The following is a 23,018-nucleotide window of genomic DNA, read 5'->3' as shown; positions in this document are numbered from 1 at the left end:
GGACTGAAATATTGAGCGGGGTTTTCGCCAGCAACACCGGAGAGCTGTGTTGCTGGCGAAGCTATGTCTGGAGGAATCGTTTTTAAAAAAGTCCTCGAAGACAGTTGCTCCCACATTTGTTGCAACGTACCTATGTCTGTCAGGCCATGGTTGACCGCCTTGTTGGCTCGACTCGATACCGAGTCGAGCCCAACAGCCTCCCCGCGATGCATCGCCGAAAAAACAAAGGCTGACAACTCAAATCCAACAGGCCATGGCACGTTGCAGCAAATGTGGGAGCGGGCATTGCCCGCGATGCGCCGTGCGGACGGCGCTCGATCTCAAGGACGCTGCAGGACTCAAGACAAGCACCTGGCGGCCATGAAGCGCCCGGCAAGCCTTCAAAGATGTGTAGATACCCATGCAGCGATGAGGCCAGTGAAAACAGCAAAAGAAAGGGAGCCGATCACGGCCCCCAGCCTTCACCCAATCACATACTGCAACACCACCTCCAGCGGATGGCGCAACTTGCGGTCCGCCATGCGCTTGACCTGGCTGCGGCACGAATACCCGGTCGCCAGCGGCTCGCCGTCCTTGTCCAGCTTGCCGGCCCAGGACTGTTCGAAGATCACCTTCGAGGTTTCCTGGTTGCGCGCCTCGTGCCCGTAGGTCCCGGACATGCCGCAGCAGCCGGTGGCCTCGGTCGCCAGTTTCAGCCCCAGGCGCGAGAACACCTGCTCCCACTGCCTGGTACTGGCCGGCACGTTGGTCTTCTCGGTGCAGTGCGCCAGCAGGCGGAAGCTGGCGGTCTTGCCACCGCTCTGCTCCGGCAGCACGTCCATCAACCATTCCTGCGGCAGCAGCACCTTCGGCGAGCCTTCCAGGCCCGGCACCTTCTGGTACTCCTGGCGATACACCAGGGTCATCGCCGGGTCCAGTCCCACCAGCGGCACGCCGCAGTCGGCCAGGGCCTTGAGCTGCGTGCCGTTGCGGATCGCGGCCCTGGCGAACGCGCCGAGGAAGCCCTGCACATGCAGCGGCTTGCCGTTGGCGCTGTACGGGGCGAGGAACACCTTGTGCCCGAGGCGATGGGCCAGGTCGATGAAGGCGGCCAGCAACGGCGTCTCGAAGTAGCGGGTGAAGGCATCCTGGACCAGCACGATGCTGCGCTCGCGCTGCGCCGGGGTCAGCTCGCGCAGCGCCGGCACGCTGGCCGCGCGCACGCCGCAACGCTTGAGCGTGGCCTGGAAGTTGAAACGGCTGATCAGCGGGCTGTCGACCATGCCGATGCGCTCGGCCAGCAGGCCGCCGACGAATTTCGATCCCATCACCGCGTTGTACAGCCCCGGTGCGTAGGCCAGGTACGGAATGGTGAATTCCAGCGAGCCGATCAGGTAGTCGCGCAGCGGCCGCTGGTAGCGGTTGTGGTACAGCTCGAGGAAGCGCGAGCGGAAGTCCGGCACGTTGACCTTGATCGGGCACTGCCCGGCGCAGGACTTGCACGCCAGGCAGCCGGCCATGGCGTCGTAGACCTCATGGGAGAAGTCGGCCTGGCCCTGTTGCTGCGCACGGACATTGCGCAGGCGCTGCGGCAGGCCCTTGAGCCAGGAGGTGCCGTCGGGCTTGAGCACGTCGACGTTCGCCGCCCCTTGCAGGCGCAGCCATTCGCGGATCAGCGAGGCGCGGCCCTTGGGCGAATGCTGGCGCTGGCGGGTGGCTTTCCACGACGGGCACATGGCGTCGTCGGGGTCGTAGTTGTAGCAGGCGCCGTTGCCGTTGCAGTGCACCGCGCTGGCGAAGCTCTGCCAGACGCGCTCGTCGATCTGCCGGTCGTGCTCGCCCCGCAGCGGCGCTTCGTTGACCTTGATCAGGCCCTCGGCGCTGTCCGGCGGGGTGCAGATCTTGCCCGGGTTGAGCTGGTTGTGCGGGTCGAATGCGCCTTTCAGGCGTTGCAGCGCCGGGTACAGGGCGCCGAAGTATTCCGGCACGTATTCCGAGCGCAGGCCCTTGCCGTGCTCGCCCCAGAGCAGGCCGCCGTAGCGCAGGGTGAGGGCGGCGACGGCGTCGGAGATCGGTTTGACCAGCGCGGCCTGGGCCGGGTCCTTCATGTCCAGGGCCGGACGCACGTGGAGCACGCCGGCATCGACGTGGCCGAACATGCCGTAGGTCAGGCCGTGGCCGTCGAGCAGGGCGCGGAATTCGGCGATGTAGTCGGCCAGCCGCTCCGGCGGGACCGCAGTGTCTTCGACGAACGGCTGCGGGCGCACTTCGCCCTCGACGTTGCCGAGCAGGCCCACCGAGCGCTTGCGCATGGTGTAGACGCGGGTCACCGCCGCCGCGCCCTCGGCCAGGGTATGACCGAGGCGCTCGACGCTCTGGTCGCCCTGCAGATGCTCGATGAAGGCCGCGACCCGGGCGTTGACCTCGTCCGGCTCATCGCCGCAGAACTCCACCAGGTTGATGCCCAGGGTCGGCTTGCCGGGATCGGCCGGGAAGTATTCGGCGACGCTGTGCCAGACGATGTCCTGCATCGCCAGCATCAGCACCCGCGAGTCCACCGTCTCGATCGACAGCGGCTTGTGCGCCATCAGCGCATTGGCGTCGCGCAGGGCGTCCATGAAGCTGCTGTAGCGCACGTTGACCAGCACCGCGTACTTCGGGATCGGCAGCACGTTGAGCTTGGCCTCGACGACATAGCCCAGCGAGCCCTCGGCGCCGCACAGCACGCTGTTGAGGTTGAAGCGGCCGTCGTCGTCGCGCAGGTGCGCGAGGTCGTAGCCGGTCAGGCAGCGGTTGAGCTTGGGGAAGGTGCTTTCGATCAGCTCGCCCTGGGTTTCCTGGATCTCCCGGGCCATGCGATAGACCGCGCCGACGCGACCGGGCAGGGCGCAGGCGGCATCCAGGGTGGCGTCGTCCACCGGCAGGCTGTGCAGGCGTTCGCCGCCGAGCAGCACGCTGTGCAGTTCCAGCACGTGGTCGCGGGTCTTGCCGTAGGTGCAACTGCCCTGGCCACTGGCGTCGGTGTTGATCATGCCGCCGACGGTGGCGCGGTTGGAGGTGGACAGCTCGGGGGCGAAGAACAGCCCGTGGGGCTTCAGCGCGGCGTTGAGCTGGTCCTTGACCACCCCGGCCTGGACCCGTACCCAGCGTTCCTCGACGTTGATCTCGAGGATCTGGTTCATGTGCCGCGACAGGTCGACGACGATGCCGTCGGTCAGCGACTGGCCGTTGGTCCCGGTGCCGCCGCCGCGCGGGGTCAGCTTGATCTGGCGGAAGCGCGGCTCGGCCATCAGTGTGGCGACTTTCGCCACGTCGTCGGCGTCCAGCGGGAACACCGCGGCCTGGGGCAGGCGCTGGTAGATGGAGTTGTCGGTGGCGAGCACGGTGCGGGTGCCGTAGTCGGCGCTGAACTGGCCACGGAAACCGGCAGCGCGCAGGGCATCGAGAAAGACACGGTAGTCGGCGGCAGGGGCGCTGACGGGGAGCTGGGCGATCATCGCTGGATGGCCTCTTTTAATGGCGGCTAATCATGAATACTTGACCTGGATGTATGGTCATCCTTCGGTCAGATGGTGGATGATGCCAATGATTCCGTAGTGTCGCCGCGGACACAAACGGATAATGGCGCAGCCTTTGATGAGTTTTTTGAATGAATTACCGCAACCTGACCCCGTCCATGTCGCTGCTCCTGGCCTTCGAGGCCGCCGCCCGGCATGAAAGCTACACCCGCGCGGCGGAGGAGCTGGCCCTGACCCAGAGCGCGGTGAGTCGCCAGGTACAGACCCTGGAGCAGCAACTGGGGGTGATCCTGTTCCGTCGCGAGGGGCGCACGGTCAAGCTCACCGAGGTCGGGCGCCTGTACCAGCGCGAGATCAGCGAGGCCCTCGGGCGCATCCGCAGCGCCACCCTGCATGCCATCGCTCACCACGGCGGTGGCGGCAGCCTGCGCCTGGCGACCTTGCCGACCTTCGGTTCGAAATGGCTGCTGCCGCGCCTGCACGAGTTCTATCGGCGCCATCCCGAGGTGCTGGTGCATATCAACTCGCGGATCGAACCGGTGGATTTCGCCACCAGCGGCATCGATGCCGCCATCGTCGTCGCCACTGGCGAGCAGCCGGGGCTGATCTGCCATCGGCTGCATGCCGAGGAGCTGCTGGTGATCCTCTCGCCGGCGCTGGCGGCTTCGCGTCAGGCGTGGACGCCGCAGGACATCGTCCGGCAGAACCTGCTCAGCGTGACCAACAACGCCAACGCCTGGGGCGACTGGTTTTCCCACCATGGCCTGACGCACCAGTCGATGCGCCTGGGGCCGAGCTTCGAGCTGACCTCGCACCTGATCCAGGCGGTGCGCGCGGATATCGGCATCGGCCTGGTGCCGCGGATTCTCATCGCCGACGAACTGGCCGAGGGCAAGCTGGTCAGCCCGCTGGCGCCGTATGCCAGTGCTCGTGGCTACTACCTGGCGTACCCGCCGAGAAACCAGGCATTGCCGGCGCTGGAGGCGTTTCGTGGGTGGTTGCTGGAAGAGTTGGACGAATCCCCGTAGGAGCGTGGCTCGCCCGCGAAAGGACCGCAAAGCGGTCCCCAAAATGGTGCTGTCCATGCGATTTTGGGACCGCTTCGCGGTCCTTTCGCGGGCGAGCCACGCTCCTACGGGGACGGGGGGGCGGGGCAGGCCAGCAGGCCTCCGTCAAGGGCCCTGCGCACCTTGTCCAGCAGCTCGCTGATCTGGAACGGCTTGAACAGCATGTCCATGCCCGGGGCGAGGAAGGCCTGGCGGTTCAGCGCGGTCTGCGCGTAGCCGGTCATGAACAGGATCGGCAGGTCGGCGCGCCAGCCACGGGCGACATCCGCCAGCTCGCGGCCGCTCATGCGCGGCAGGCCGACATCGCTGAGCAGCAGGTCGATGGAGGTATCCCGCTGCAGGTGCTCCAGCGCCTGCTCGATGCTGTCCGCCGTGGTGCAGCGGTAGCCGGCGTCGAGCAGCACTTCGCTGACGAACAGGCGTACCGAGGGCATGTCCTCGACGATCAGGATGTGTTCGCCCTGGCCCTGGGGATCGACGCTGCCCTGGGACAGCGGCGGGATGCCGGGGATTTTGTCGCCGGCGGGCAGCATCAGGCTCACCTCGGTACCCCGGCCGATCACGCTGCGGATATGCGCATCGCCGCCGGACTGGCGGGCGAAGCCGTAGATGGTCGAGAGGCCCAGGCCGGTCCCCTGGCCCAGTGGCTTGGTGGTGAAGAAGGGTTCGAAGACCTTGTCGATCAGGCTGTGCTCGATACCGATGCCGTCGTCGCGCACCGACAGGGTGACATAGGCGCCGTCCTGCAGTTTCGGATTGCCCCGCGCATGCGCCGCGTAGGTGCTGATCCAGATATGCCCGCCCTCGGGCAGGGCATCGCGGGCGTTGATCACCAGGTTGAGCACGGCGCTTTCCAGCTGCACCGGGTCGACCAGGGCGATGGCCGGCTGATGGGTCAGTTCCAGTTTCAGCACGATGCGCTCGCCGATGGTGCGGATCAGCAGATCCTCCAGCGAGCGTACGTGCTCGTTGACATCCACCGGACGGGCATCCAGCGGTTGCTGGCGGGCGAAGGCGAGCAGGCGATGGGTCAGCGCGGCGGCGCTGGTGGCCGAGTTGAGCGCGGCGTCGGCGTACAGCTGGAGCTTGCCGGCGGCCTGCCCATCGACCTGTTTGCGGATCAGTTCGAGGCTGGTGATGATCCCGGTGAGCAGGTTGTTGAAGTCGTGGGCGATGCCGCCGGTGAGCTTGCCCAGGGCATCCATCTTCTGCACCTGAAGCAGTTGCGCCTCGGTGCGCGCGTGTTCGGCAACTTCCTTGGCCAGCTGGGTGTTGGCATCGTCCAGTTGCGCCAGGTGCGAGCGCTCGCGATGGCGGTGTTCGGTGACGTCCTCGACGAACACCAGGCTCGAGCCCGGCGTGCGGTAGGGCGAGATCTGCCATTCGGTCTCGCGCCGCTCGCCCTTGACCCGCATGTTCAGGGTGCCTTGCCAGCGTTCGCTGTCGGCCAGGCGCAGGCGCAGTTCGCCGATCACCGCGGCGTCGTTGTCTTCCAGGCACTGGCGCACGCTCTGCGGGTCGTCGCTGCCTTCGAGCAGTTGGGCGAAGGCCTGGTTGCATTCGTGGACGTGCAGGTTGGCGTCCAGCACGGCGAGGGGCGCCGAGACATTGGTGAAGATCTCGCGCAGGCGCGCCTCGCTGTCGCGCAGGGCGTCTTCCGCGTCGCGGACCCGCAGCAGGGTGCGCAGGGTCGCCAGCAGCACGTCGGGGTCGATGGGGTGGATCAGGTAGGCATCGGCGCCGGCGTCGAGGCCGGTGATGATGTCGCCGGTCTGGATCGATGCCGCCTACACATGGATCACCGGCAGCAGCGCGGTACGCGGATCGGCGCGCAGTGTGCGGACGATATCGAAGCCGCTCATGTCCGGCAGGTTGACGTCGAGGATCAGCGCGTCGATGTGCTGCCGTTCGATCAGCGCCAGGCCCTCGCCACCGGTACCGGCCTCCAGCACGGTGTAGCCGTGGCGGTCGAGACGCCGGCGCAGGGCGTAGCGGGTGGCGGCGTTGTCGTCGACGATCAGCAGCTGCAGGTCACGTTTCATCGGCGACCTCCATGGCTACGGCCAGGGGGATGATGACGAAAAAGGTCGAGCCGACCCCCGGTGCGCTGCTCACCCCGACCGTGCCGCCGAGCAGGGCGGCGAAGCGCTTGCACAGCGACAGGCCGAGGCCGGTGCCGCGCAGGCGCTTCTGCAACGGCGAATCGACCTGGGAGAAGTCTTCGAACAGCGCGCCATGCAGCTCCGGCGCGATACCGATGCCGGTGTCGCTGACGGCGAAGCGGACGCGGTCGCTGCCTTCGAGGCTGGCCGAAACCCGCACTTCGCCGGCGAGGGTGAACTTCAGCGAGTTGGAGATGAAATTGCGCAGGATCTGCGCCAGCTTCTTGTCGTCGGTGTAGAGCCGCGGCAGGCCGGTCGGCTCCTCGAAGATCAGGTCGACGTCGGTGCTGTTGACGATCGGCCGGAACATGCCGCGCAGGGCGGCGAACAGGTCGAGCATGTCGAACCAGCCGGGGGAGATGGTGATGCGTCCGGCCTCGATCTTGGCCAGGTCGAGCAGGTCGTCGACCATGTCGCTGAGTTCGCGGGTGGCGGTGCTGACGAAGGCCACCTGCTTGTGCTGCTCGGGACTCAGCGGGCCGTCCAGTTCGTCGGCGAGCAGGCTGGTGATGCTCAGGATCGAGCCCAGCGGGGTGCGGAACTCGTGGCTCATGTAGGACAGGAAGCGGCTTTTCAGGTCCGAGGCCTGACGCAGCTGTTCGGCCTGGGTGTCCAGCTCCGAGTACAGCGCCAGCACGCCCTGGTTGGTTTCGTCCAGCTCGGCGCGCAGGGCGTCGTTTTCACCCTGCAGGCGCTCGAACAGGGCCCGCTGCTCGCTGGAGAGGGTGGACAGGTCAGTCATCGGGGGTCTCCAGGGCGGTCACCAGAACGGTTACATCGTCGCGCCCGCGGCTGAAGTCGCGGTGCAGCACCGTGGCGATCACCGCTGGGTGGCGCAGGGCCAGGCCGGGGTAGTCGCGCAGGTTCCAGCGCGATTGCAGGCCATCGCTGTGCAGGACCAGCAGGTTTGCCGCCACGCCCGCGTAGTCGAAGGTCTGCACCTTGCGGTATTGCGCGCCGACGATGCCGGGCTGGGAGGTCAGGCCGCGGCTGCGTTCCGGGGTCACCAGGCTGGCGCTGATGTTGCCGATGCCGGCGAAGTCGAGGGTGTCGCGCCGCGCATCGAAGCGGGCGATGGCCACGGCGCCGCCGCGACTGGCTTTCATCGCCAGGTGCAGGTCCTCCATCAGCAGGTGCGGGGCGCTGAAGGGCTGCGCGATGAACGCCGCGCGCCCGGCATGGGCGGCCTGCTCGGCCTCCTCGCCGTGGCCCAGGCCGTCCACCAGCAGGGCGCTGATGGCGCCGCCCTCGACCGCCAGGGCCCAGCTGTCGCCGCAGTGCGGGTCGTCGTGCAGGGCATGCTGGCTGACGCCGAAGCGCAGGTCGGGGGCGCGATCGGCGCTGGCCTGGAAACGTGCGAGCAGCACCGTGCCGCGCTCGTCGGCATGCAGGTCGAACACGTCGGCCTGGCGCAGCACCGCACCGAGGCCGATGCCCTGGGTGCCGCCGGTGGAATAGCCGTCGGCCAGGCAGGTCACGGGGTCGAAGCCGCCGGCGCGGTCCACCGCCAGCACTTCGATAGCGTTGCGAACGGGGCGCGGCAGCACGCGCAGGTGTATTTCGCCGCGGCCGGCATGCTTGAGGATATTGCTCGCCAGTTCGGTGGTCACCAGCGCCACCCGCCCGCCATCGGTCTCGTTGAAACCCTGCTGCTGGGCGAGTTTCTGCGCCGTGCGGCGGGCATGGCCGATCTGCGACACCTCTTCGATCGCCAGCACCTGGGTTGGCGAGCCGGTCACCCTCATGTCCATCGGGTAATCGTCACGCAGGTGCCCGCGCCGGGTTCGGTCTGCAGGTCGAACTCGTCCACCAGGCGGCGGGCCCCGGTCAGGCCGAGGCCGAGGCCGCCGCCGGAGGTCCAGCCGTCGGTCATGGCCAGCTTGACGTCGGCGATGCCCGGGCCGTTGTCGCGAAAGCTCAGGCGCAGGCCGACGCGGCCGATGTCTTCCAGGACCTGCCAGTCCATGTCGCCGCCGCCGCCGTAGACCACGGTGTTGCGCGCCAACTCGCTGACCGCGGTGACCAGCTTGGTCTGGTCGATCAGGCGCATGCCGCACTCGGTGGCCAGCTTGCGCGCGGTCTGCCGGGCCAGGACCACGTCCTGTTCCAGGCGCACCGCCTGGGTACCACTGCTGCGCAGGTTCATGAGCCTTCCACCTGGGCGCGCAGCTTCTGCATGCCACGCTCGACGTTCAGTGCGGTGCTCACCCCCGGCAGGGTCAGGCCCAGTTCCACCAGGGTGATCGCCACCGAGGGCTGCATGCCCACCAGCACGGTCTGCGCGTCCATGATCCGCGACAGCCCGGAAATGGTGCCAATCATCCGGCCGATGAACGAGTCGACCATGTCCAGCGCCGAGATATCGATCAGCACGCCCCTGGCCGAGGTGCGGCTGATGCGTTCGGCGAGGTCTTCCTGGAGGGTCAGGGCGAGCTGGTCATGCATGTCGACCTGGATGGTCACCAGCAGGTAGTCGCCCATTTGCAGGATCGGGATGCGTTCCATGGCGTCAGACCGGCTTGCCGACACTGACGCCGATACGCGACAGGGCGAGCTTGAGGGCGTCGGCGAGGTTGGCCTTGGTGGTCACCCCCTGCAGGTCGAGGCCGAGGTGGACGATGGTCTGGGCGATCTGCGGACGTACGCCGCTGATGATGCAGTCGGCGCCCATCAGGCGAATGGCGGTGACGGTCTTGAGCAGGTGCTGGGCCACCAGGGTATCGATGGTGGGCACGCCGGTGATGTCGATGATGGCGATTTCCGCGCCGGTATCGACGATGCGCTGCAGCAGCGACTCCATCACCACCTGGGTGCGCTGCGAGTCGAGGGTGCCGATCATCGGCAGGGCGAGGATGCCGTCCCACAGCTTGACCACCGGGGTCGACAGCTCCAGCAGTTCTTCCTGCTGGCGCTTGATCACCGCTTCGCGGGACTTCTGGTAGGTGCGGATGGTGTGCATGCCGAGGGCGTCGAGCAGTTCGGAAACCTCCCGCAGCTGCTCGGCCAGTTGCCCCGGTTGGTCGCGGTAATGGCTCTGCAGCAGGGCGAACAGCGGGCCCTTGAGGGCGAAGATGAAGTTGGCGGTCTGGTGCGAGTCATGCCCGAGCAGGGCGCGGCTCTGCGAAAGCTTTTCCAGGAACTGGCGGGCATCGTCCCAGCCGCTGGCGCCGATATTGGTCCCGGCCTGGTTTTCCAGCCCGGCGATCAGCAGGTGGAGGAAATCATCGGTCTGCTGCTGCAGGTCCTGCTCCCTGATGTTGCGCGTGGCGCCGCTGGCTTCCAGGTCGCGGCTCCATTCTTCGAGCAGTTGCGGGCGCTGGACCTGGATCGCTTCGAGGGTGCTGGAACTGAGTGCTGCCATGGATCGTTGCTCCTGGGAATTGGGCCGGTTTCCGACCGTATCGGCTCATTGCAGAGTAGCGCTGTGCAGGGAAAACGCTTGGGCGCTTGGCCAGTATTGGCGGGGAATGAGGTTCCGAGTGCTGGCGCGAGCAAATGGTTCCGTGGGGAACGGGGGATTTGATCGCGCGCGGGGGAGAAGCGGCGGCGGCACCTGGCCGCCGCGCTGGTCAGTCGCGAATACGCCCGGCGCGCAGGGTCAGCGGCCAGGTGACCAGGCGCCGGGTCGCCGGGTCGCCCCAGGCCTCGGCGAGCTGCTGTGCCACGCCGTCCAGCGGACTGTGGCCGAGGGCCTGTTCCGCGGCCTTCACCGCCGACCAGGTGTTCAGGTAGCCGATCAGCTGCGCCAGGGTCCAGCGCATCTCGATGACCTGCGGCGGCACCTCGATCTCGGTGAAGGGGAAGGGCAGGTCGCGATAGCCGGTCTCGACATGACGGCGTTCCGGCGGCCAGTAAGGGGCGATGGTCTGGTGGTAGAACTGCTGCAGCGGACCATCCAGCTCGCCTTCCAGGTGCAGCACGCCGTAGGTGATCAGGGCGATCGCCGCCTGCGGTCGGGCGATGCGCCGGGCTTCGCCGTAGAACGCCTCAAGGTCCAGCCAGTGGGCAGCCTGGGCCACGGTGATGAGGTCGACGCTGTCGGCGGGCAGGCCGCTGTCCTCGGCCAGGGCGGTGCGGTAGATCACGCCCTCGCGCGGTTCGGCGGCGGCGATCTGCGCGGCGCTGGCGTCGGTGGCGATCACTTCGTCGAAGCGTTCGGCCAGGAGCACCGACAGTTGCCCGGTGCCGCAGCCACAGTCCAGGGCCCGGCCGGTGCCGGGGCTGATGCTGGTGAGCTCGTCGATCAGTTCCAGGGGGTAGCTCGGTCGGTAGGCCGCGTAGCCGGCGGAGCCGCTGGAGAAATGATCCTTGAATGTCGCGCTTGTCATGAAACCGGCCTCTGTCTTTCTTTTTGGTCGTTCGATCCTAGCGCGTTGCGATGGCGCTGGACATTCGACCTTTTTCTGCCCTGTGCGACAGGAAACCCGGTCAAGGCGACGGTGTCGGGCGCTGCGTGTTCCAGGCCTGTTCCAGGGCGCCGGCATCCAGCGGATGCGCCGGCTCGATGCCGTTGTCGGTCACCCGCACCCGCTGGCCGGCATTGAGGGTCAACTGCTCGGCGATGCGGCTGCTGCCAGCCAGTTGGCTGACCCAGGTGGTGCCTTGCGCACGGCCGATGACGACGCGGGCGTCATGGGTTTCGACCAGGGCCTGCGGGGTGGATACCCGCAGCGGCCTGGCGCCGGCTTCGACGAGGATCTGCCCGGAGAGAAGGCGGATCAGGTGCTGATCGTCGCCGAACTGCAGGGCAACCGAGGAGCTGGCGTCGAGGGTCAGCTGGCTGCCGTCCGCCAGGCGCTGGCTGTGCCGCTGGCCGCTGCCGGTGCTGAGATCGGCGAGGGCGAAGTCCTCGCGCCAGTAGGGCAGGCCGAGCAGGGCCGAGGCGGCGATCAGGGCGGCCATGCCGAGGGCTGTGGTGGTGCGGTTGTAGCGGGACATGGGCGGCCGTTGCGCAGGGGGATTGGGCAACGGTAGACCATGAATCACTGGCTGGCTCGCCGCGGGTGGGAGCTGGTTTGCCAGTGATGGCGTCCGTCCGGACAACATCATTGCCAGCACTGGCCTCATCGCTGCAGGGGTATCTACACATCTTCGAAGGCTTGTCGGGGGACCGCATCAAGGCCGCTAGGAGCCTGTCTTGAGTCTTGCAGCGCCCTCCAGATCGAGCGCCGCCCGCGCGGCGCATCGCGGATGAATCCGCTCCCACATTTGTTGCAACGTACCTATGCCTGACAGGCCATGGTTGACCGCCTTGTTGGTTCGACTCGATACCGAGTCGAGCCCAACAGCCTCCCCGCGATGCATCGTCGAAAAAACAAAGGCTGACAACTCAAATCCAACAGGCCATGGCACGTTGCAACAAATGTGGGAGCGGATTCATCCGCGATGCGCCGCGCGGGCGGCGCTCGATCTGGAGGGCGCTGCAAGACTCAAGACAGGCACCTGGCGGCCTTTATGCGGTTTCCCGCCAGGCCCTCAAAGTTGTGTAGATACCCATGCTCATCGCTGGCAAGCCAGCTCCCACAGGGGGCTGCGGTGGACCGGCGTCTAGCGCTCCTTGCCCGCCCGCACATGCTTGACCAGCAGCTTCTCCAGTTGCTCCCACAACGCCGGATCGGTACTGAACGCGACATTGAAGCGCATCCAGCCGGTGGCCTGGGAGTCCACCAGGAACAACTGCCCGGGACCGAGCATGATGCCCTGGTCCAGCGCATCGTCGACCAGCGCGGCGCTGTCGGCGATGGCCGGGTGGCGGGTCCAGATGTACATGCCTTCGTCGCTGTCGATGAAGCGCTCGAAACCCAACCGCGCCAGTTGCCGGCCAACCTCCTGGTGCGCCTCGGCGAGGCGCTGGCGCAGGCGCTTGAGGTGCTTGCGCCAGCGGCCGTCAGTGATCGCGGCGTAGACCACCCGTTCCATCACCTGCGAGGTGGTCAGGCCCGAGCGCATCTTCAACTGCAGCAACTGCTGCATCAGCTCCGGGTTGGCCAGCATGTAGCCGACCCGCACGTTGGGCGAGATGCTCTTCGAATAGCTGCCGACATAGACCACCTGCTGCAGGTGGTCGAGGCTGGTCAGGCAGGGCAGCGGCTCCTCGATCATGTCGGCGTAGAGGTTGTTCTCCACCAGGCGGAAACCATGCTGGCTGGCCAGTTGCAGCAGGCGGTGCAACTGCACCAGCGGGGTCCGCGAGCAGGTCGGGCTGTGCAGGTGCGGCTGGGTGAAGAACACCGTCGGGCGGTGCTCGGCGAGCAGGCGTTCGAGGTGATCGAGGTCGTAGCCGTTGGGGGTGCGCGGCACGCCGATCAGGGTCGCGCCCTGGAAGCGCAGGATACTCATCAGGTTGGGGTAGCCGGGATCGTCCACCAGCACCACGTCCCCCGGGCGGACCAGGGTGCGCACCGCCAGGTCGAGGGCCTGGCTGGCGCCATGGGTGAGCATCAGCTGGTTCGGCGGCACGACGATGCGCAGGTCCTGCTGCAGGTTCTGCGCGGTCAGGGTACGCAGTTCGGCCAGGCCCATGGGGTCGCCGTAGCCGCTCAGCTCGAGGACGCTGCTGGCCACCTGGCGCAGGCCGCGACGCAGGCCGTCCTCGAACATCCAGTCGTTGGGCAGCCAGCCGCAACCGGGCTTGAACGCCAGTTGCCGGCTTTCGAAGATCTGCTGCAGGTACCACTCGGAGTTGAACGCCGGCTTGGCCGCGTCCGGCTCGCTGGCCTGGGCGTCGAGCAGATCGCTGGCGGCGCGGTTGACGAAGAACCCGGCGGTGCCGCGGCTGACCAGCAGACCCTGGGCCACCAGGCGGTCATAGGCCTCGACCACGGTGAAGGTGCTCACCGAGTATTTCGCCGCGAACGCGCGGATCGACGGGACCTTGGCGCCGGGCTTGAGGGTCTGGTTCTCGATCGCGTCGCGCAGCCCGTTGATGATCTGGTTCACCAGCGGGGGCGAGGCGTCGGGGCGTAGTTCGAACATGGGAAAGCAGTGCCTTGGGGTGAGCAGGACGCCGGCCGCGCCTGCGCTGTATTGCATTGGCCACCTGTACAGTGCAGTGACAATCAGTGCGCACTGTGCATGGCTCTTGAGGCCGGACATTTTTACATTAGGTATCAGTTACCGCTAGATCAATGCCGTGAAGCTTCATGAACAACCGCTCGTCGAACCACCCATTGCCGATGCGAGGCTCAGCCCTCGCGTCCCACCCGCCGAGGGCGACGCCGGCAAGCGTTGTCCACGGCGTCCTCGCAGTACCTTTCAGGCTTAGCGGACGAGCCTGAGCGCGACATACCAGTTGCCCAGCACTTGGCCGTTCGTCGGCTCGGGCAGCGTTGCGCACGTCGAATCAGAGCAGCTGATGCAACAGGGGGCGCGACGCCATGTCGCGCCCCTGTCGAGTTTCCTTGGATAAAAAGAACACGGGGTAGACCACTGATGGACGCAACATCCACATCGGCTTCGGCAACGAAGTCGGAGCACGAGAGCAAGCTGGCGGCTTCGCTCAAATCACGCCACCTGACCATGATGTCGATCGCCGGGGTGATCGGCGGCGCGCTGTTCGTCGGTTCCGGCAGCGTGATCCACAGCGCCGGCCCGGCCGCGGTACTGGCCTACCTGGCCGGCGGCATCCTGGTGGTGCTGGTCATGCGCATGCTCGGCGAAATGGCGACCTCCTCGCCGGACACCGGCTCCTTCTCCACCTACGCCGAGCGCGCCATCGGGCGCTGGGCCGGTTTCACCATCGGCTGGCTGTACTGGGGCTACTGGGTGATCCTGATGGCCTGGGAGGCGTATGTCGCCGGCAAGATCCTGCACGGCTGGTTCCCCTCGGTGAGCATCAACGAGTTCGTGTTGATGGCGACCCTGGCGCTGATCTGCGTGAACTTCTTCAACGTCAAGCACTACGGCGAGTTCGAGTTCTGGTTCGCCCTGATCAAGGTGGTGGCGATCGTCTGCTTCCTGGTGGTGTGCACCGCCGCGGTGATGAACCTGTGGCCGACCGGTGAAGTCAGCGGCATGGCCAACCTGACTGCCCACGGCGGCTTCATGCCCAACGGCATCGAGTCGGTGGTGGTAGCCATGCTCGGCGCGATGTTCGCCTTCCTCGGCGCGGAAATCGTCACCATCGCCGCCTCCGAGTCCAAGGACCCGGCCGGGCAGATCGTCAAGGCGACCAATTCGGTGGTGTGGCGCGTCTGCCTGTTCTACATCGGTTCGATCTTCCTGATCGTCTGCCTGGTGCCGTGGAACGACCCGCTGATGGGCACCTCCGGCTACGGCTCGTACCGCCGCACCCTGGAAATGCTGGGCATCCCGGGCGCCGAGTTCGTGATGAACTTCGTCGTCCTGACCTCGGTCAGCAGCTGCCTGATCTCGGCGCACTACACCGCTTCGCGCATGCTGTTCTCCCTGGCCAGCCGTGGCGATGCCCCGGCGATCTTCAAGATGACCCGTGCCGGTACCGGCGTACCGGTGTTCGCCATCATCGGTTCGTGCTCGATCGCGATCTTCTGCGCGCTGATCAACTTCAGCGAGGCCCTGCGTCCGAAGGACGTGCTCGACACCCTGATGAACACCACCGGCATGATCGCCATGCTGGTGTACCTGGTGATCGCCTGCTCGCAACTGAAGATGCGCCGCAAGCTGGAAGCCGAAGGCAAGCAGATCCGCCTGAAGATGTGGCTGTTCCCGTGGCTGACCTACCTGAGCATTGTGTTCATCGTCGGCTGCCTGGTGACCATGGCGTTCGTCGAGGAGTACCAGGTGCTGGTGGTTTCCACGGGTATCGCGGCGATCGTCGTGGCGTTGATCGGTGTGATCGTGCACCAGCGGGCCCTGAAACAGGCCGCCTGACGGCGCACTCCTTCGGGGCGCTTTGCGCCGCGAACGACCTGTAGGAGCTGGCTTGCCTGCGAAAGGACCGCGCAGCGGTCCCAGACAACAGTGAGGTCTGGGACCGCTGCGCGGTCCTTTCGCAGGCAAGCCAGCTCCTACAGGAGGGCGTGGCATTTTCAGTGTTGCTTGGCCTTCCTGATCCGCAACAGGATCACCCCCAGGATCAATCCCGCCACCGGCGCCAGCCCCAGCAGCGCATCCCTCGGCGCAACATGCGCGCCCAGGGTATCCAGCCCCGCATACAGCAACTTGAACAGGCTCAGCAGGTAGTAGGTGATCGCGATGATCGACAGGCCTTCCACCGCCCGCTGGATCTTGATCTGCGATTCCGCCCGGGCATTCAGGCTGCGCAGGATCTCCGCGTTCTGCTCCTCCATCTCCACCTGCACCCGTGCCTGCAACAGGTCGCCGAGGTTGGCCACGCCCTTGGCCAGATGCTCCAGGCGCTGTTCGGTCGCCGCGCAGTAGCGCACGGTGGGCTTGAAGCGCCGCTCGATGAACACCCCCAGGCGCTGGCAATCGTCCACATGCCCCTCGCGCAGTTCCGCCAGACGCTCGAACACCAGCTGCGCATAGGCCTGGGTCGCGCTGAAGCGGTGCCGGCTCTTCACCGTGCTGGCCACCACCTGGCGCGACAGCTCGGCGATGTCCTCCAGCAGCACCTTGGCCTGCACGCCACTGGCCCCGGCATTGCGCTCGGAGAGGTTGACCAGGCTGCGGTCGAAACCATCCAGCTGCGGGCCCAGGGCCTTGGCCGTACTCAGCGCCAGCGAGGCCATCATGCGGTAGGTCTCGATCTCCAGCAGCCGACGGATCATCCGCCCGAGGCGATAGGCGTTGAGCCCGCGATTGACGAACAGCAGGCGGTTGTTGCCCTGGTCGTCGAGGCGAAAATCGCTCCACACCACGGCACTGCCGCCACCGACGCTGGAGCCGCTGGGGTCCTTGAAGCCATAGCGCGCCAGCTGCAGGTCGGCTTCCTCGCGCACCAGCACCTGCAGCGCATTGATGATCTGCTCGCGGTAGGGCGCGATGGCCTCGGCCAGGGTGGCGGGCAGCTCGCTCCAGTCCGGCTCGGCGTGGGCAGAGGGCCGCACCAGGGTCAGGGTGAAGAATTCGGAGTGGCGTTCCCATTTGAACGGGCAGCCGTCGAAGCGGGTGATGCCCTGCACCGCGTCGGTGTCGGCATCCGGGCAGCAGCGCCGGAGCAGGGCATCGCACTCGCGCTGGCCGCCGATGAAGGCGAGGTGGAAGACATGCGCCGGCGCGTCGAAATACAGCGACGGGCGGGCGTGCAGCTCGTTGTGCAAGGCGGTGCGTTGGGCGTGCATGAAGGGTCAGCCGTATTGTTGTGATTGTTCCGGATAAGGCGCCCGGCGAGGGGCGCGTATCAGGGAGACAACAGCGGGTGACCGCTGGGTCACGCCGGTGGGGCGGACGAAATGTCGCAGGGGCCCAGGTGTTGTCCCGGGCGCTGACTCGCCGGCGATGGCGTCACTCAAGGGAACTGTTGTGGCAGAGCTGTTGCCTGATGTTGCCGAGACTGATTTTCATTCGAAGCCCGGCCGGGTTTTGTCTAAGCTCTACAGCCGATTTCCCGCGATATAAGGAACGTACCTCATGAAAAAGTGGATTGCCCTGTCCGTTGCCCTGTGTGCCAGCGCTGCCGTGCAGGCAGCGGATTCGCTCAAGGTCGAACTCAAGGAAGCCACCGCCCAGGGCGAGGGCAAGAGTGTCGGCTTCGTCACCATCACCGAGAGCCCCTACGGTGCGGTGTTCACCCCCGAGCTGAGCGGCGTGGCGGCGGGTGTGCACGGTTTCCATGTGCACGCCAACCCCAGCTGCGCGCCGACCGAGGTCGATGGCAAGCCGGTACCGGCGGGTGGCGCCGGCGGCCACTGGGATCCGAAGAACACCGGCAAGCACAGCTTCCCGTGGGATGACGGCGGCCACCTGGGCGACCTGCCGGCGCTGATCGTCACCGCCGACGGCAAGGCCGCGCAGCCGCTGCTGGCGCCGAAGATCAAGAAGCTGGAGGACCTCAAGGGCCATGCGCTGATGATCCATGCCGGCGGCGACAACCATTCCGATCACCCGGCACCGCTGGGTGGCGGGGCGGCGCGGTTTGCCTGTGGGGTTATCAAGTAAGGTTCTCCATTGGCCTCCCGGGCCTCATCGCCGGCAACGCCGGCTCCCACAGGTATCGCGCCGCTCTCAAGGGCAGCGCTGAACCTGTGGGAGCCGGCGTTGCCGGCGATGAGGCCCTCAAGCACACCAGAGAATCAAGCCACCGCCAGCCGTCTCCCCGGCACCGCCTCCAGCAATTCCCGCGTATAAGCCTCCCGCGGCTGCTCCAGCACCTGCTGCGCCTCGCCCTGTTCCACCACCTGTCCCTGCTTCAGCACCACCACCTGATGCGCCAGGCTGGCCACCACCGCCAGGTCGTGGGACACCAGCACATAGGCCACCCCCAGCTCCGCCTGCAGTTCCCGCAGCAGGTCGAGAATCTGCGCCTGCACCGACACATCCAGCGCCGACACCGGCTCGTCGAGCAGCAACAGGTCCGGCTGCAAGGCCAGCGCCCGGGCGATCGCCACGCGCTGGCGCTGGCCGCCGGACAACTCCCGCGGCAGCCGGTCCAGGTAACTCGCCGGCAACTGCACCTGCTCCATCAGGCGCCGCGCCGCCTGTTCCAGTTCGCGGCCCTTGAGCAGGCCGAACGAAACCAGCGGTTCGACCACGCTCTGGTAGATGCTGAATCGCGGATCGAGGGCGGCGAACGGGTTCTGCTGCACCAGTTGCATGCGCTGGCGCAGCGGCCTGAACTGCTTCCAGGTCAGCTTGCCGATGTCCTGCCCGGCAAAGCGCACCTGGCCGCTGCTGGGCTGCTCCAGGCCGAGGGCGATGCGCAGGCTGGTGCTCTTGCCCGAACCCGATTCGCCGACGATGGCCAGGGTCTGGCCCGGGTAGACCTTCAGGCTGAGGCCCTGCAAGGCCTGGAAACTGCGGCCCTGGGGCAGGCTGAAGGTCTTGCCGACGCCGTCGAAGGCGAGCAGCGGTTTCTTGCCGGTAGTCACCACGGGCAACGGCCGCGGCGTCTCGCCGAAGGCCGGCGCGGCCGCCAGCAGGTCGCGGGTATAGGCGTGAGCAGGCGCCGACAGGACCTCCCGCGCCACACCGCTTTCCACCACCTCGCCCTGACGCATCACCAGCACCCGGTCGGCGCGGTCGGCGGCCACGCCAAGGTCGTGGGTGATGATCAGCAGGGCGATGCCGCGGGCTTTCACCAGTTGTTCGAGATGATCGAGGATGCGCTTCTGCACCGTGACATCCAGGGCGCTGGTGGGCTCGTCGGCGATGATCAGTTGCGGCTCGCCCGCCAGGGCGATGGCGATCAGCACGCGCTGGCGCATGCCGCCGGACAGCTCATGGGGATACTGCGCGGCGCGCAGGGCCGGGTTGTCGATGCCGACCTGCTGCAGCAATTCCAGGACATCGGCATCCAGCCCCGGATAGCGCCGGCCATGGCGCAGGATCAGGCTTTCGCCGATCTGCTTGCCGATGCTCAGGGTCGGGTTGAGGCTGACCATCGGGTCCTGCGGCACCAGGCCGACCACCCGCCCGCGCAGGCGCTGCTTGCTGCGTTCGCTGGCATGGCTGATGTCCTGCCCGGCCACGGCCAGGCGCCCGTCGTCGATGCGCGCGGTCACCGGCAGCAGGCCGAGCAGGGCGCTGGCGATCGTGGTCTTGCCCGAGCCGGACTCGCCGACGATGGCCAGGGTCTCGCCCGGATCGAGATGGAAACTGACGCCGCGCACCGCTTCGGTGACACGGCCGCCGCTGCGGTAGCTGACCTTGAGGTTCTCGACATCGATCAGGCGGCTCATCGCTGGTTTTCCTCGAAGGTGCGGGCGATATGGTTGAGGCTGAACACCACCAGCACCAGGAACAGCCCCGGCAGCAGCGAGACCCAGGGCGCGGTGATCAGGAAGTGGCGGCCGTTGGCGATCAGCGTGCCCCATTCCGCCGCCGGCGGCGCGGCGCCGAAACCGAGAAAGCTGAGGCCGGCGGTGGCCAGGATCGCCGCGCCGATATCCAGGGTGGCGAGCACCGCCACCGGCCCCCAGGCGTTGGGCAGGACATGGCGCAGCAGGGTGCGTCCCCAACTGGCGCCGCCCAGGCGTGCCGCCTCGACGTAGGGCAGGGTCTTGATCCGCAGCACCTCGGCGCGGGTGGTGCGGGCGAAGCCGGGGATGATCCCGACGCCCACGGCAATCGCCACCGGAATGGTGCCGAAGCCGATGGCGGTGACGATGGCCAGGGCCAGCAGCAGGCCGGGCAGGGCCAGCAGCACATCGACCAGGCGCATGATCACCGCGTCCAGGCGCCCGCCGACGAAGCCCGAGACGATGCCCAGGCCCAGGCCGCAGACCAGCGCCAGGCCCACCGCGAGCAAGGCCGCTTCCACCGACAGCCGCGCGCCGTAGAGCACCCGGGTGTAGAGATCGCGCCCCAGTTCATCGGTGCCGAACCAGTGGCCGAGGCTGGGCGGCAGCAGCTTGGCCGAAGGCTGGGTGGCGTAGGGATCGACCTGGGTGAACAGCCAGGGCGCCAGCGCGGCGACCAGGGTGAACAGCACCAGGACCAGCGCCAGCACGAAGCCGGGCCGGCGCAGCAGCGGTCCGGCCTGGTCCAGCAGGCGTTGCAGGCGGCGCCGCGGACGCCAGGCGTCGTTGACGGGCAGGGCACGGACAAGACGGCGGTGCAGGACGGTCATCTCAGCTCACCTTGGGCGCATGGGTAATGCGCGGATCGAGAATCGGATAGAGCAGGTCCACCAGCAGGTTGACCAGCACGAAGGCGGCGGCGGACACCGTGACCACCGCCAGCACCAGGGGAATGTCCTGGCGCAGCACGGCTTCCTGGACCAGGCGGCCGACACCGTTGCGGGCGAAGATGGTTTCCACCAGTACCGCCCCGGACACCGTGTTGCCCACCTGCAGGCCGATCAGGGTCAGCAGCGGCAGGGCGGCATTGCGAAACGCATGGCGCGCCTGGACCTGGGAACGGCTCAGGCCCTTGGCCCAGGCGGTGGCGATATAGGGCTCGCGCCAGACGTCCTGGAAACCGCGCTGCAGCACCTGGGCGTACACCGCGGCGCTGGGGATGGCCAGGGTCACCGCCGGCAGCACCAGGCTGTCGAAGCCGACGCTGCCGGTGGCCGGGAACCAGCCCAGGCCGAAGGCGAAGATCTGGATCAGCAGCAGGCCCATCCAGAACACCGGCACGGAAAAGCCCAGGGCCGGCAGGCGCGCGAGAAACACCTTGAGCGGCTGCCAGCGCACGTAGGCGGCGAGATAGGCCAGGCCGACCCCGCCGATCAGCGACAGGACGATGGCCAGGCCGGCCAGGCTCAGGGTCTGCGGCAGGCGCTCGGCAAGGATCTCGGTGACCGGCCGATTGAGGGTCAGCGACTGGCCGAGATCGCCCTGCAGCACGCCCAGGAGCAGGTCGACATAGCGCTCCAGCAGGCCCTGGTCGAGGCCGTAGTAGACCCGCGCCTTGGCCAGTTGCTCGGGCGACAGCGCATCGATCTCCATGCCCGAGGCACTGAGCATGATGCTCAGCGGATCCCCCGGCAGCAGGTAGAGGATGAAGTAGGTGATGCTGTACGCGCCCCACAGCACCAGCGCGGCCTGGGCGATACGGCCGAGCAGGTAGCGGCTCATGGCTTGACCTCGATGTCGTTGAGGAAGGCGAAGCCTTCGGCGCTCCAGCGGAAGTTCTGCACCCGTGGCGAGGTCGCCGCCTGCCAGACCCGCTCGTACACCGGGATCGCCGAGCCCTGGTCGATCAGCAGGTCCTGCAGCTGGCCGTAGGCATCGGCACGCTGGCCGGGCGTGGTGGCGGTGAGGCCGGCGTCGAACAGGTTCTGCGCCTGGGGCAGCACGGTGGGGGTGTAGGTGTTGGTGGCCAGGGTCGAGCTGTTGGCGCTGCGCGGATCGAGGATGCTCTGCAGGACGATCGGGTCGGCGCGGGTCATGTAGCTCAGGGTCAGGTCGTAGTTGCCGGCGGCGTTGGCCGCGGCCCACTCGGCGGTGGTCTGCACGCGCAGCTTGAGGTCGATGCCGACCTTGCGCAGCTGGTCCTGGATCAGCACATCGCCGGGGGTTTCCTTGCCGGCCAGGCTGTAGACCAGGGTCAGGCGCTTGCCGTCCTTGTAGCGATAGTTGTCCGGGCCGAGGGGCCAGCCGGCGGCGTCGAGCAGTTGCGCCGCGCCCTGCGGGTCATAGGCCAGCTTGTCGCCCTGGCTGCGGAAGAACGGCGTGGTCACGTCGTACACCCCGTCCACCACCGGGAACTCGGCGTTGTACACGGTGCTGGCGTAGCTCTTGCGGTCGATGGCCTTGAGCAGCGCCAGGCGCACGTTGTGGTCGCCGAGGATGCGGTTGTTGCGGGTGTTGGGGTAGAGGTTCCACGCCGGGCCCGGCAGGGAGCGGCTCTGGATGGTCGCGGCGTTGCGCTGGAACAGTTGCAGGTCGACCTCGGAGAACGGCACCCGCGGCCAGAGGATGTCCACCTTGCCCTGCAGGAACAGGCCGTTGCGCACGCTTTCCTCGGGCACGTAGCTGACCTCGATGGCCGCCAGGTGCGCCTCGCCCTTGTTCTGCACGTTGGCCGAGGCCCAGGCATAGCCTTGGCGACGCACCAGGCGCAGGCCGCTTTCCGGGGTGTAGTGCTCGATGGTGTAGGGTCCGGTGCCGATCACCGCGCCGAGGGAACGCTCCCTGGCGTTCTTGCGGTAGGACTCGGGGGCGAGGATCGACAGGTTGGTGGTGGAGGTGGCCTGGAGGAAGCCGGCGTTGGGTTTGTTCAGCACCAGCTTGATGGTGTAGGGATCGAGGATCTCGGCGTGGTCGTAGCCGGCCAGGTAGGTGGCGCCGAAGGTGCTCGGCACTTCGCTGGCGAAGGCCTTGTTGCTGTCGAAGGCGGTCTTCACCGCCTGGGCGTCGAACACTTCGCCGTTGCTGAAGGTCACGCCCTGGCGCAGGTAAAAGGTGTACTCGCGGGCGTCCGGGCTGATCTCCCAGCGCTGTGCCAGCCAGGGAATGATCTGGCCGCTCTGCGGGTCCTGGTCGGTCAGGGCCTCGACCACGTTGCGCAGGACCACCCGGTGTTCGATCCAGTAGACCTGGAACGGGTCGATGCTGACCAGTTGCGTGTTGTCGCTGAAGAAGGCGATCTTCAGCGTGCTGGCGGCCTGGGCGTCGGCCTGGCCGGGCTTGCAGCCGGTGAGCGTCAGGCCCAGGGCCAGCAGGATGGCCGTGCTGGCCAGGGTTCGTTGCAGTCGCATGGGCGGGTCCTCCGTGAGGGCCGCACCGCATCCCGGCGGTGCGGCC

18 protein-coding genes and 1 pseudogene are annotated in these 23,018 nt (G+C 67.2%); 3 read left to right on the top strand and 16 right to left on the bottom strand.

Going from position 1 to position 23,018, the window contains the following annotated elements; genetic code table 11:
- Together RTI28_RS28205 and RTI28_RS28200 are read right to left on the bottom strand one after the other, a co-directional pair.
- A partial coding sequence (locus RTI28_RS28205) for a hypothetical protein (protein WP_316923534.1) occupies positions 1-236 on the bottom strand: 236 nt, incomplete at its 3' end.
- Positions 237-461: 225 nt separating this feature from the next.
- The gene (locus tag RTI28_RS28200) at positions 462-3,476 is read right to left on the bottom strand and encodes an FAD-binding and (Fe-S)-binding domain-containing protein (protein WP_316923533.1); all 3,015 of its coding nucleotides are present in this window, start codon (positions 3,474-3,476) and stop codon (positions 462-464) included.
- Between the two features lie 152 nt (positions 3,477-3,628).
- Between RTI28_RS28200 and RTI28_RS28195 the strand changes: the two genes are divergently transcribed.
- Positions 3,629-4,525 carry a LysR substrate-binding domain-containing protein gene (locus RTI28_RS28195; RefSeq protein ID WP_316923532.1) on the top strand — a complete coding sequence of 299 codons (897 nt, stop codon included), beginning with the start codon at positions 3,629-3,631 and terminating at the stop codon, positions 4,523-4,525.
- Positions 4,526-4,629: 104 nt separating this feature from the next.
- On the opposite strand, the pseudogene RTI28_RS28190 reads toward RTI28_RS28195, so the two are convergent.
- The 9 genes and pseudogenes from RTI28_RS28190 to RTI28_RS28150 all read right to left on the bottom strand — a co-directional run bounded on the left by RTI28_RS28190 (position 4,630) and on the right by RTI28_RS28150 (position 13,701).
- Positions 4,630-6,606 (bottom strand): annotated as a pseudogene (locus RTI28_RS28190) (response regulator).
- The gene (locus RTI28_RS28185) at positions 6,596-7,468 is read right to left on the bottom strand and encodes a sensor histidine kinase (protein WP_316923531.1); all 873 of its coding nucleotides are present in this window, start codon (positions 7,466-7,468) and stop codon (positions 6,596-6,598) included. The pseudogene RTI28_RS28190 and the gene RTI28_RS28185 overlap by 11 nt, the downstream one beginning before the upstream one ends.
- Positions 7,461-8,471 (bottom strand): ATP-binding protein, encoded by a 1,011-nt coding sequence (locus tag RTI28_RS28180; RefSeq protein ID WP_316923535.1) that lies wholly within the window; start codon positions 8,469-8,471, stop codon positions 7,461-7,463. Before RTI28_RS28180 ends, RTI28_RS28185 begins: the two co-directional genes overlap by 8 nt.
- On the bottom strand, positions 8,468-8,872 hold the full coding sequence (locus tag RTI28_RS28175) for an anti-sigma regulatory factor (RefSeq protein ID WP_316923530.1): 405 nt from the start codon (positions 8,870-8,872) through the stop codon (positions 8,468-8,470). The genes RTI28_RS28180 and RTI28_RS28175 overlap by 4 nt, the downstream gene beginning before the upstream one ends.
- A complete protein-coding gene (locus RTI28_RS28170) occupies positions 8,869-9,231 on the bottom strand; it encodes an STAS domain-containing protein (protein ID WP_316923529.1) in 363 nt (120 codons plus the stop codon). The genes RTI28_RS28175 and RTI28_RS28170 overlap by 4 nt, the downstream gene beginning before the upstream one ends.
- 4 nt (positions 9,232-9,235) lie before the next feature.
- Positions 9,236-10,087: an STAS domain-containing protein gene (locus RTI28_RS28165; RefSeq protein WP_316923528.1), complete on the bottom strand. Its 852-nt coding sequence runs from the start codon at positions 10,085-10,087 to the stop codon at positions 9,236-9,238.
- A 208-nt stretch (positions 10,088-10,295) separates the two neighbouring features.
- A complete protein-coding gene (locus tag RTI28_RS28160) occupies positions 10,296-11,054 on the bottom strand; it encodes a class I SAM-dependent methyltransferase (RefSeq protein ID WP_316923527.1) in 759 nt (252 codons plus the stop codon).
- Between the two features lie 100 nt (positions 11,055-11,154).
- Complete coding sequence (locus RTI28_RS28155) at positions 11,155-11,664, bottom strand: FecR domain-containing protein (RefSeq protein WP_316923526.1); 510 nt, start codon at positions 11,662-11,664, stop codon at positions 11,155-11,157.
- 609 nt (positions 11,665-12,273) lie between these two features.
- Positions 12,274-13,701 carry a PLP-dependent aminotransferase family protein gene (locus tag RTI28_RS28150; RefSeq protein WP_042129671.1) on the bottom strand — a complete coding sequence of 476 codons (1,428 nt, stop codon included), beginning with the start codon at positions 13,699-13,701 and terminating at the stop codon, positions 12,274-12,276.
- Between the two features lie 456 nt (positions 13,702-14,157).
- Between RTI28_RS28150 and RTI28_RS28145 the strand changes: the two genes are divergently transcribed.
- Positions 14,158-15,576, top strand: coding sequence for an amino acid permease (locus RTI28_RS28145; protein ID WP_316923525.1), 1,419 nt, complete (start codon positions 14,158-14,160; stop codon positions 15,574-15,576).
- Between the two features lie 158 nt (positions 15,577-15,734).
- On the opposite strand, the gene RTI28_RS28140 is transcribed toward RTI28_RS28145, so the two are convergent.
- Positions 15,735-16,949, bottom strand: a complete 1,215-nt coding sequence (locus RTI28_RS28140; protein ID WP_316923524.1) for a DUF3422 domain-containing protein — start codon at positions 16,947-16,949, stop codon at positions 15,735-15,737.
- Between the two features lie 289 nt (positions 16,950-17,238).
- Here RTI28_RS28140 and sodC point away from each other — a divergent pair, with 289 nt between their 5' ends.
- Positions 17,239-17,766 (top strand): superoxide dismutase [Cu-Zn] SodC, encoded by a 528-nt coding sequence (sodC, locus tag RTI28_RS28135; protein ID WP_316923523.1) that lies wholly within the window; start codon positions 17,239-17,241, stop codon positions 17,764-17,766.
- A 134-nt stretch (positions 17,767-17,900) separates the two neighbouring features.
- On the opposite strand, the gene RTI28_RS28130 is transcribed toward sodC, so the two are convergent.
- Genes RTI28_RS28130 through RTI28_RS28115 form a run of 4 tightly spaced genes read right to left on the bottom strand, consistent with a single transcriptional unit; the run spans position 17,901 to position 22,972 of the window.
- Positions 17,901-19,505, bottom strand: a complete 1,605-nt coding sequence (locus RTI28_RS28130) for an ABC transporter ATP-binding protein (protein WP_316923522.1) — start codon at positions 19,503-19,505, stop codon at positions 17,901-17,903.
- Positions 19,502-20,395: an ABC transporter permease gene (locus RTI28_RS28125; protein ID WP_316923521.1), complete on the bottom strand. Its 894-nt coding sequence runs from the start codon at positions 20,393-20,395 to the stop codon at positions 19,502-19,504. Before RTI28_RS28125 ends, RTI28_RS28130 begins: the two co-directional genes overlap by 4 nt.
- Position 20,396: 1 nt before the next feature.
- Positions 20,397-21,347 (bottom strand): ABC transporter permease, encoded by a 951-nt coding sequence (locus tag RTI28_RS28120; protein WP_316923520.1) that lies wholly within the window; start codon positions 21,345-21,347, stop codon positions 20,397-20,399.
- Positions 21,344-22,972 carry an ABC transporter substrate-binding protein gene (locus tag RTI28_RS28115; RefSeq protein WP_316923519.1) on the bottom strand — a complete coding sequence of 543 codons (1,629 nt, stop codon included), beginning with the start codon at positions 22,970-22,972 and terminating at the stop codon, positions 21,344-21,346. Before RTI28_RS28115 ends, RTI28_RS28120 begins: the two co-directional genes overlap by 4 nt.
- Between the last annotated feature and the right edge of the window lie 46 nt (positions 22,973-23,018).

Origin of the sequence: Pseudomonas sp. zfem002 (genome assembly GCF_032621685.1) — a bacterium.
Classification (GTDB): domain Bacteria; phylum Pseudomonadota; class Gammaproteobacteria; order Pseudomonadales; family Pseudomonadaceae; genus Aquipseudomonas; species Aquipseudomonas japonica.
Note: the sequence above shows the minus strand (reverse complement) of the source record. Positions and strands in the feature narration are given on the sequence as shown.

What these genes read in the sequence shown, in the direction of transcription:
- RTI28_RS28115 (WP_316923519.1), bottom strand. Translation starts at nt 22,972, where the DNA reads ATGCGACTGCAACGAACCCTGGCCAGCACGGCCATCCTGCTGGCCCTG.
- RTI28_RS28160 (WP_316923527.1), bottom strand. Translation starts at nt 11,054, where the DNA reads ATGACAAGCGCGACATTCAAGGATCATTTCTCCAGCGGCTCCGCCGGC.
- RTI28_RS28130 (WP_316923522.1), bottom strand. Translation starts at nt 19,505, where the DNA reads ATGAGCCGCCTGATCGATGTCGAGAACCTCAAGGTCAGCTACCGCAGC.
- RTI28_RS28195 (WP_316923532.1), top strand. Translation starts at nt 3,629, where the DNA reads ATGAATTACCGCAACCTGACCCCGTCCATGTCGCTGCTCCTGGCCTTC.
- RTI28_RS28165 (WP_316923528.1), bottom strand. Translation starts at nt 10,087, where the DNA reads ATGGCAGCACTCAGTTCCAGCACCCTCGAAGCGATCCAGGTCCAGCGC.
- sodC (WP_316923523.1), top strand. Translation starts at nt 17,239, where the DNA reads ATGAAAAAGTGGATTGCCCTGTCCGTTGCCCTGTGTGCCAGCGCTGCC.
- RTI28_RS28155 (WP_316923526.1), bottom strand. Translation starts at nt 11,664, where the DNA reads ATGTCCCGCTACAACCGCACCACCACAGCCCTCGGCATGGCCGCCCTG.
- RTI28_RS28120 (WP_316923520.1), bottom strand. Translation starts at nt 21,347, where the DNA reads ATGAGCCGCTACCTGCTCGGCCGTATCGCCCAGGCCGCGCTGGTGCTG.
- RTI28_RS28125 (WP_316923521.1), bottom strand. Translation starts at nt 20,395, where the DNA reads ATGACCGTCCTGCACCGCCGTCTTGTCCGTGCCCTGCCCGTCAACGAC.
- RTI28_RS28175 (WP_316923530.1), bottom strand. Translation starts at nt 8,872, where the DNA reads ATGAACCTGCGCAGCAGTGGTACCCAGGCGGTGCGCCTGGAACAGGAC.
- RTI28_RS28185 (WP_316923531.1), bottom strand. Translation starts at nt 7,468, where the DNA reads ATGACTGACCTGTCCACCCTCTCCAGCGAGCAGCGGGCCCTGTTCGAG.
- RTI28_RS28140 (WP_316923524.1), bottom strand. Translation starts at nt 16,949, where the DNA reads ATGCACGCCCAACGCACCGCCTTGCACAACGAGCTGCACGCCCGCCCG.
- RTI28_RS28145 (WP_316923525.1), top strand. Translation starts at nt 14,158, where the DNA reads ATGGACGCAACATCCACATCGGCTTCGGCAACGAAGTCGGAGCACGAG.
- RTI28_RS28180 (WP_316923535.1), bottom strand. Translation starts at nt 8,471, where the DNA reads ATGAGGGTGACCGGCTCGCCAACCCAGGTGCTGGCGATCGAAGAGGTG.
- RTI28_RS28170 (WP_316923529.1), bottom strand. Translation starts at nt 9,231, where the DNA reads ATGGAACGCATCCCGATCCTGCAAATGGGCGACTACCTGCTGGTGACC.
- RTI28_RS28200 (WP_316923533.1), bottom strand. Translation starts at nt 3,476, where the DNA reads ATGATCGCCCAGCTCCCCGTCAGCGCCCCTGCCGCCGACTACCGTGTC.
- RTI28_RS28150 (WP_042129671.1), bottom strand. Translation starts at nt 13,701, where the DNA reads ATGTTCGAACTACGCCCCGACGCCTCGCCCCCGCTGGTGAACCAGATC.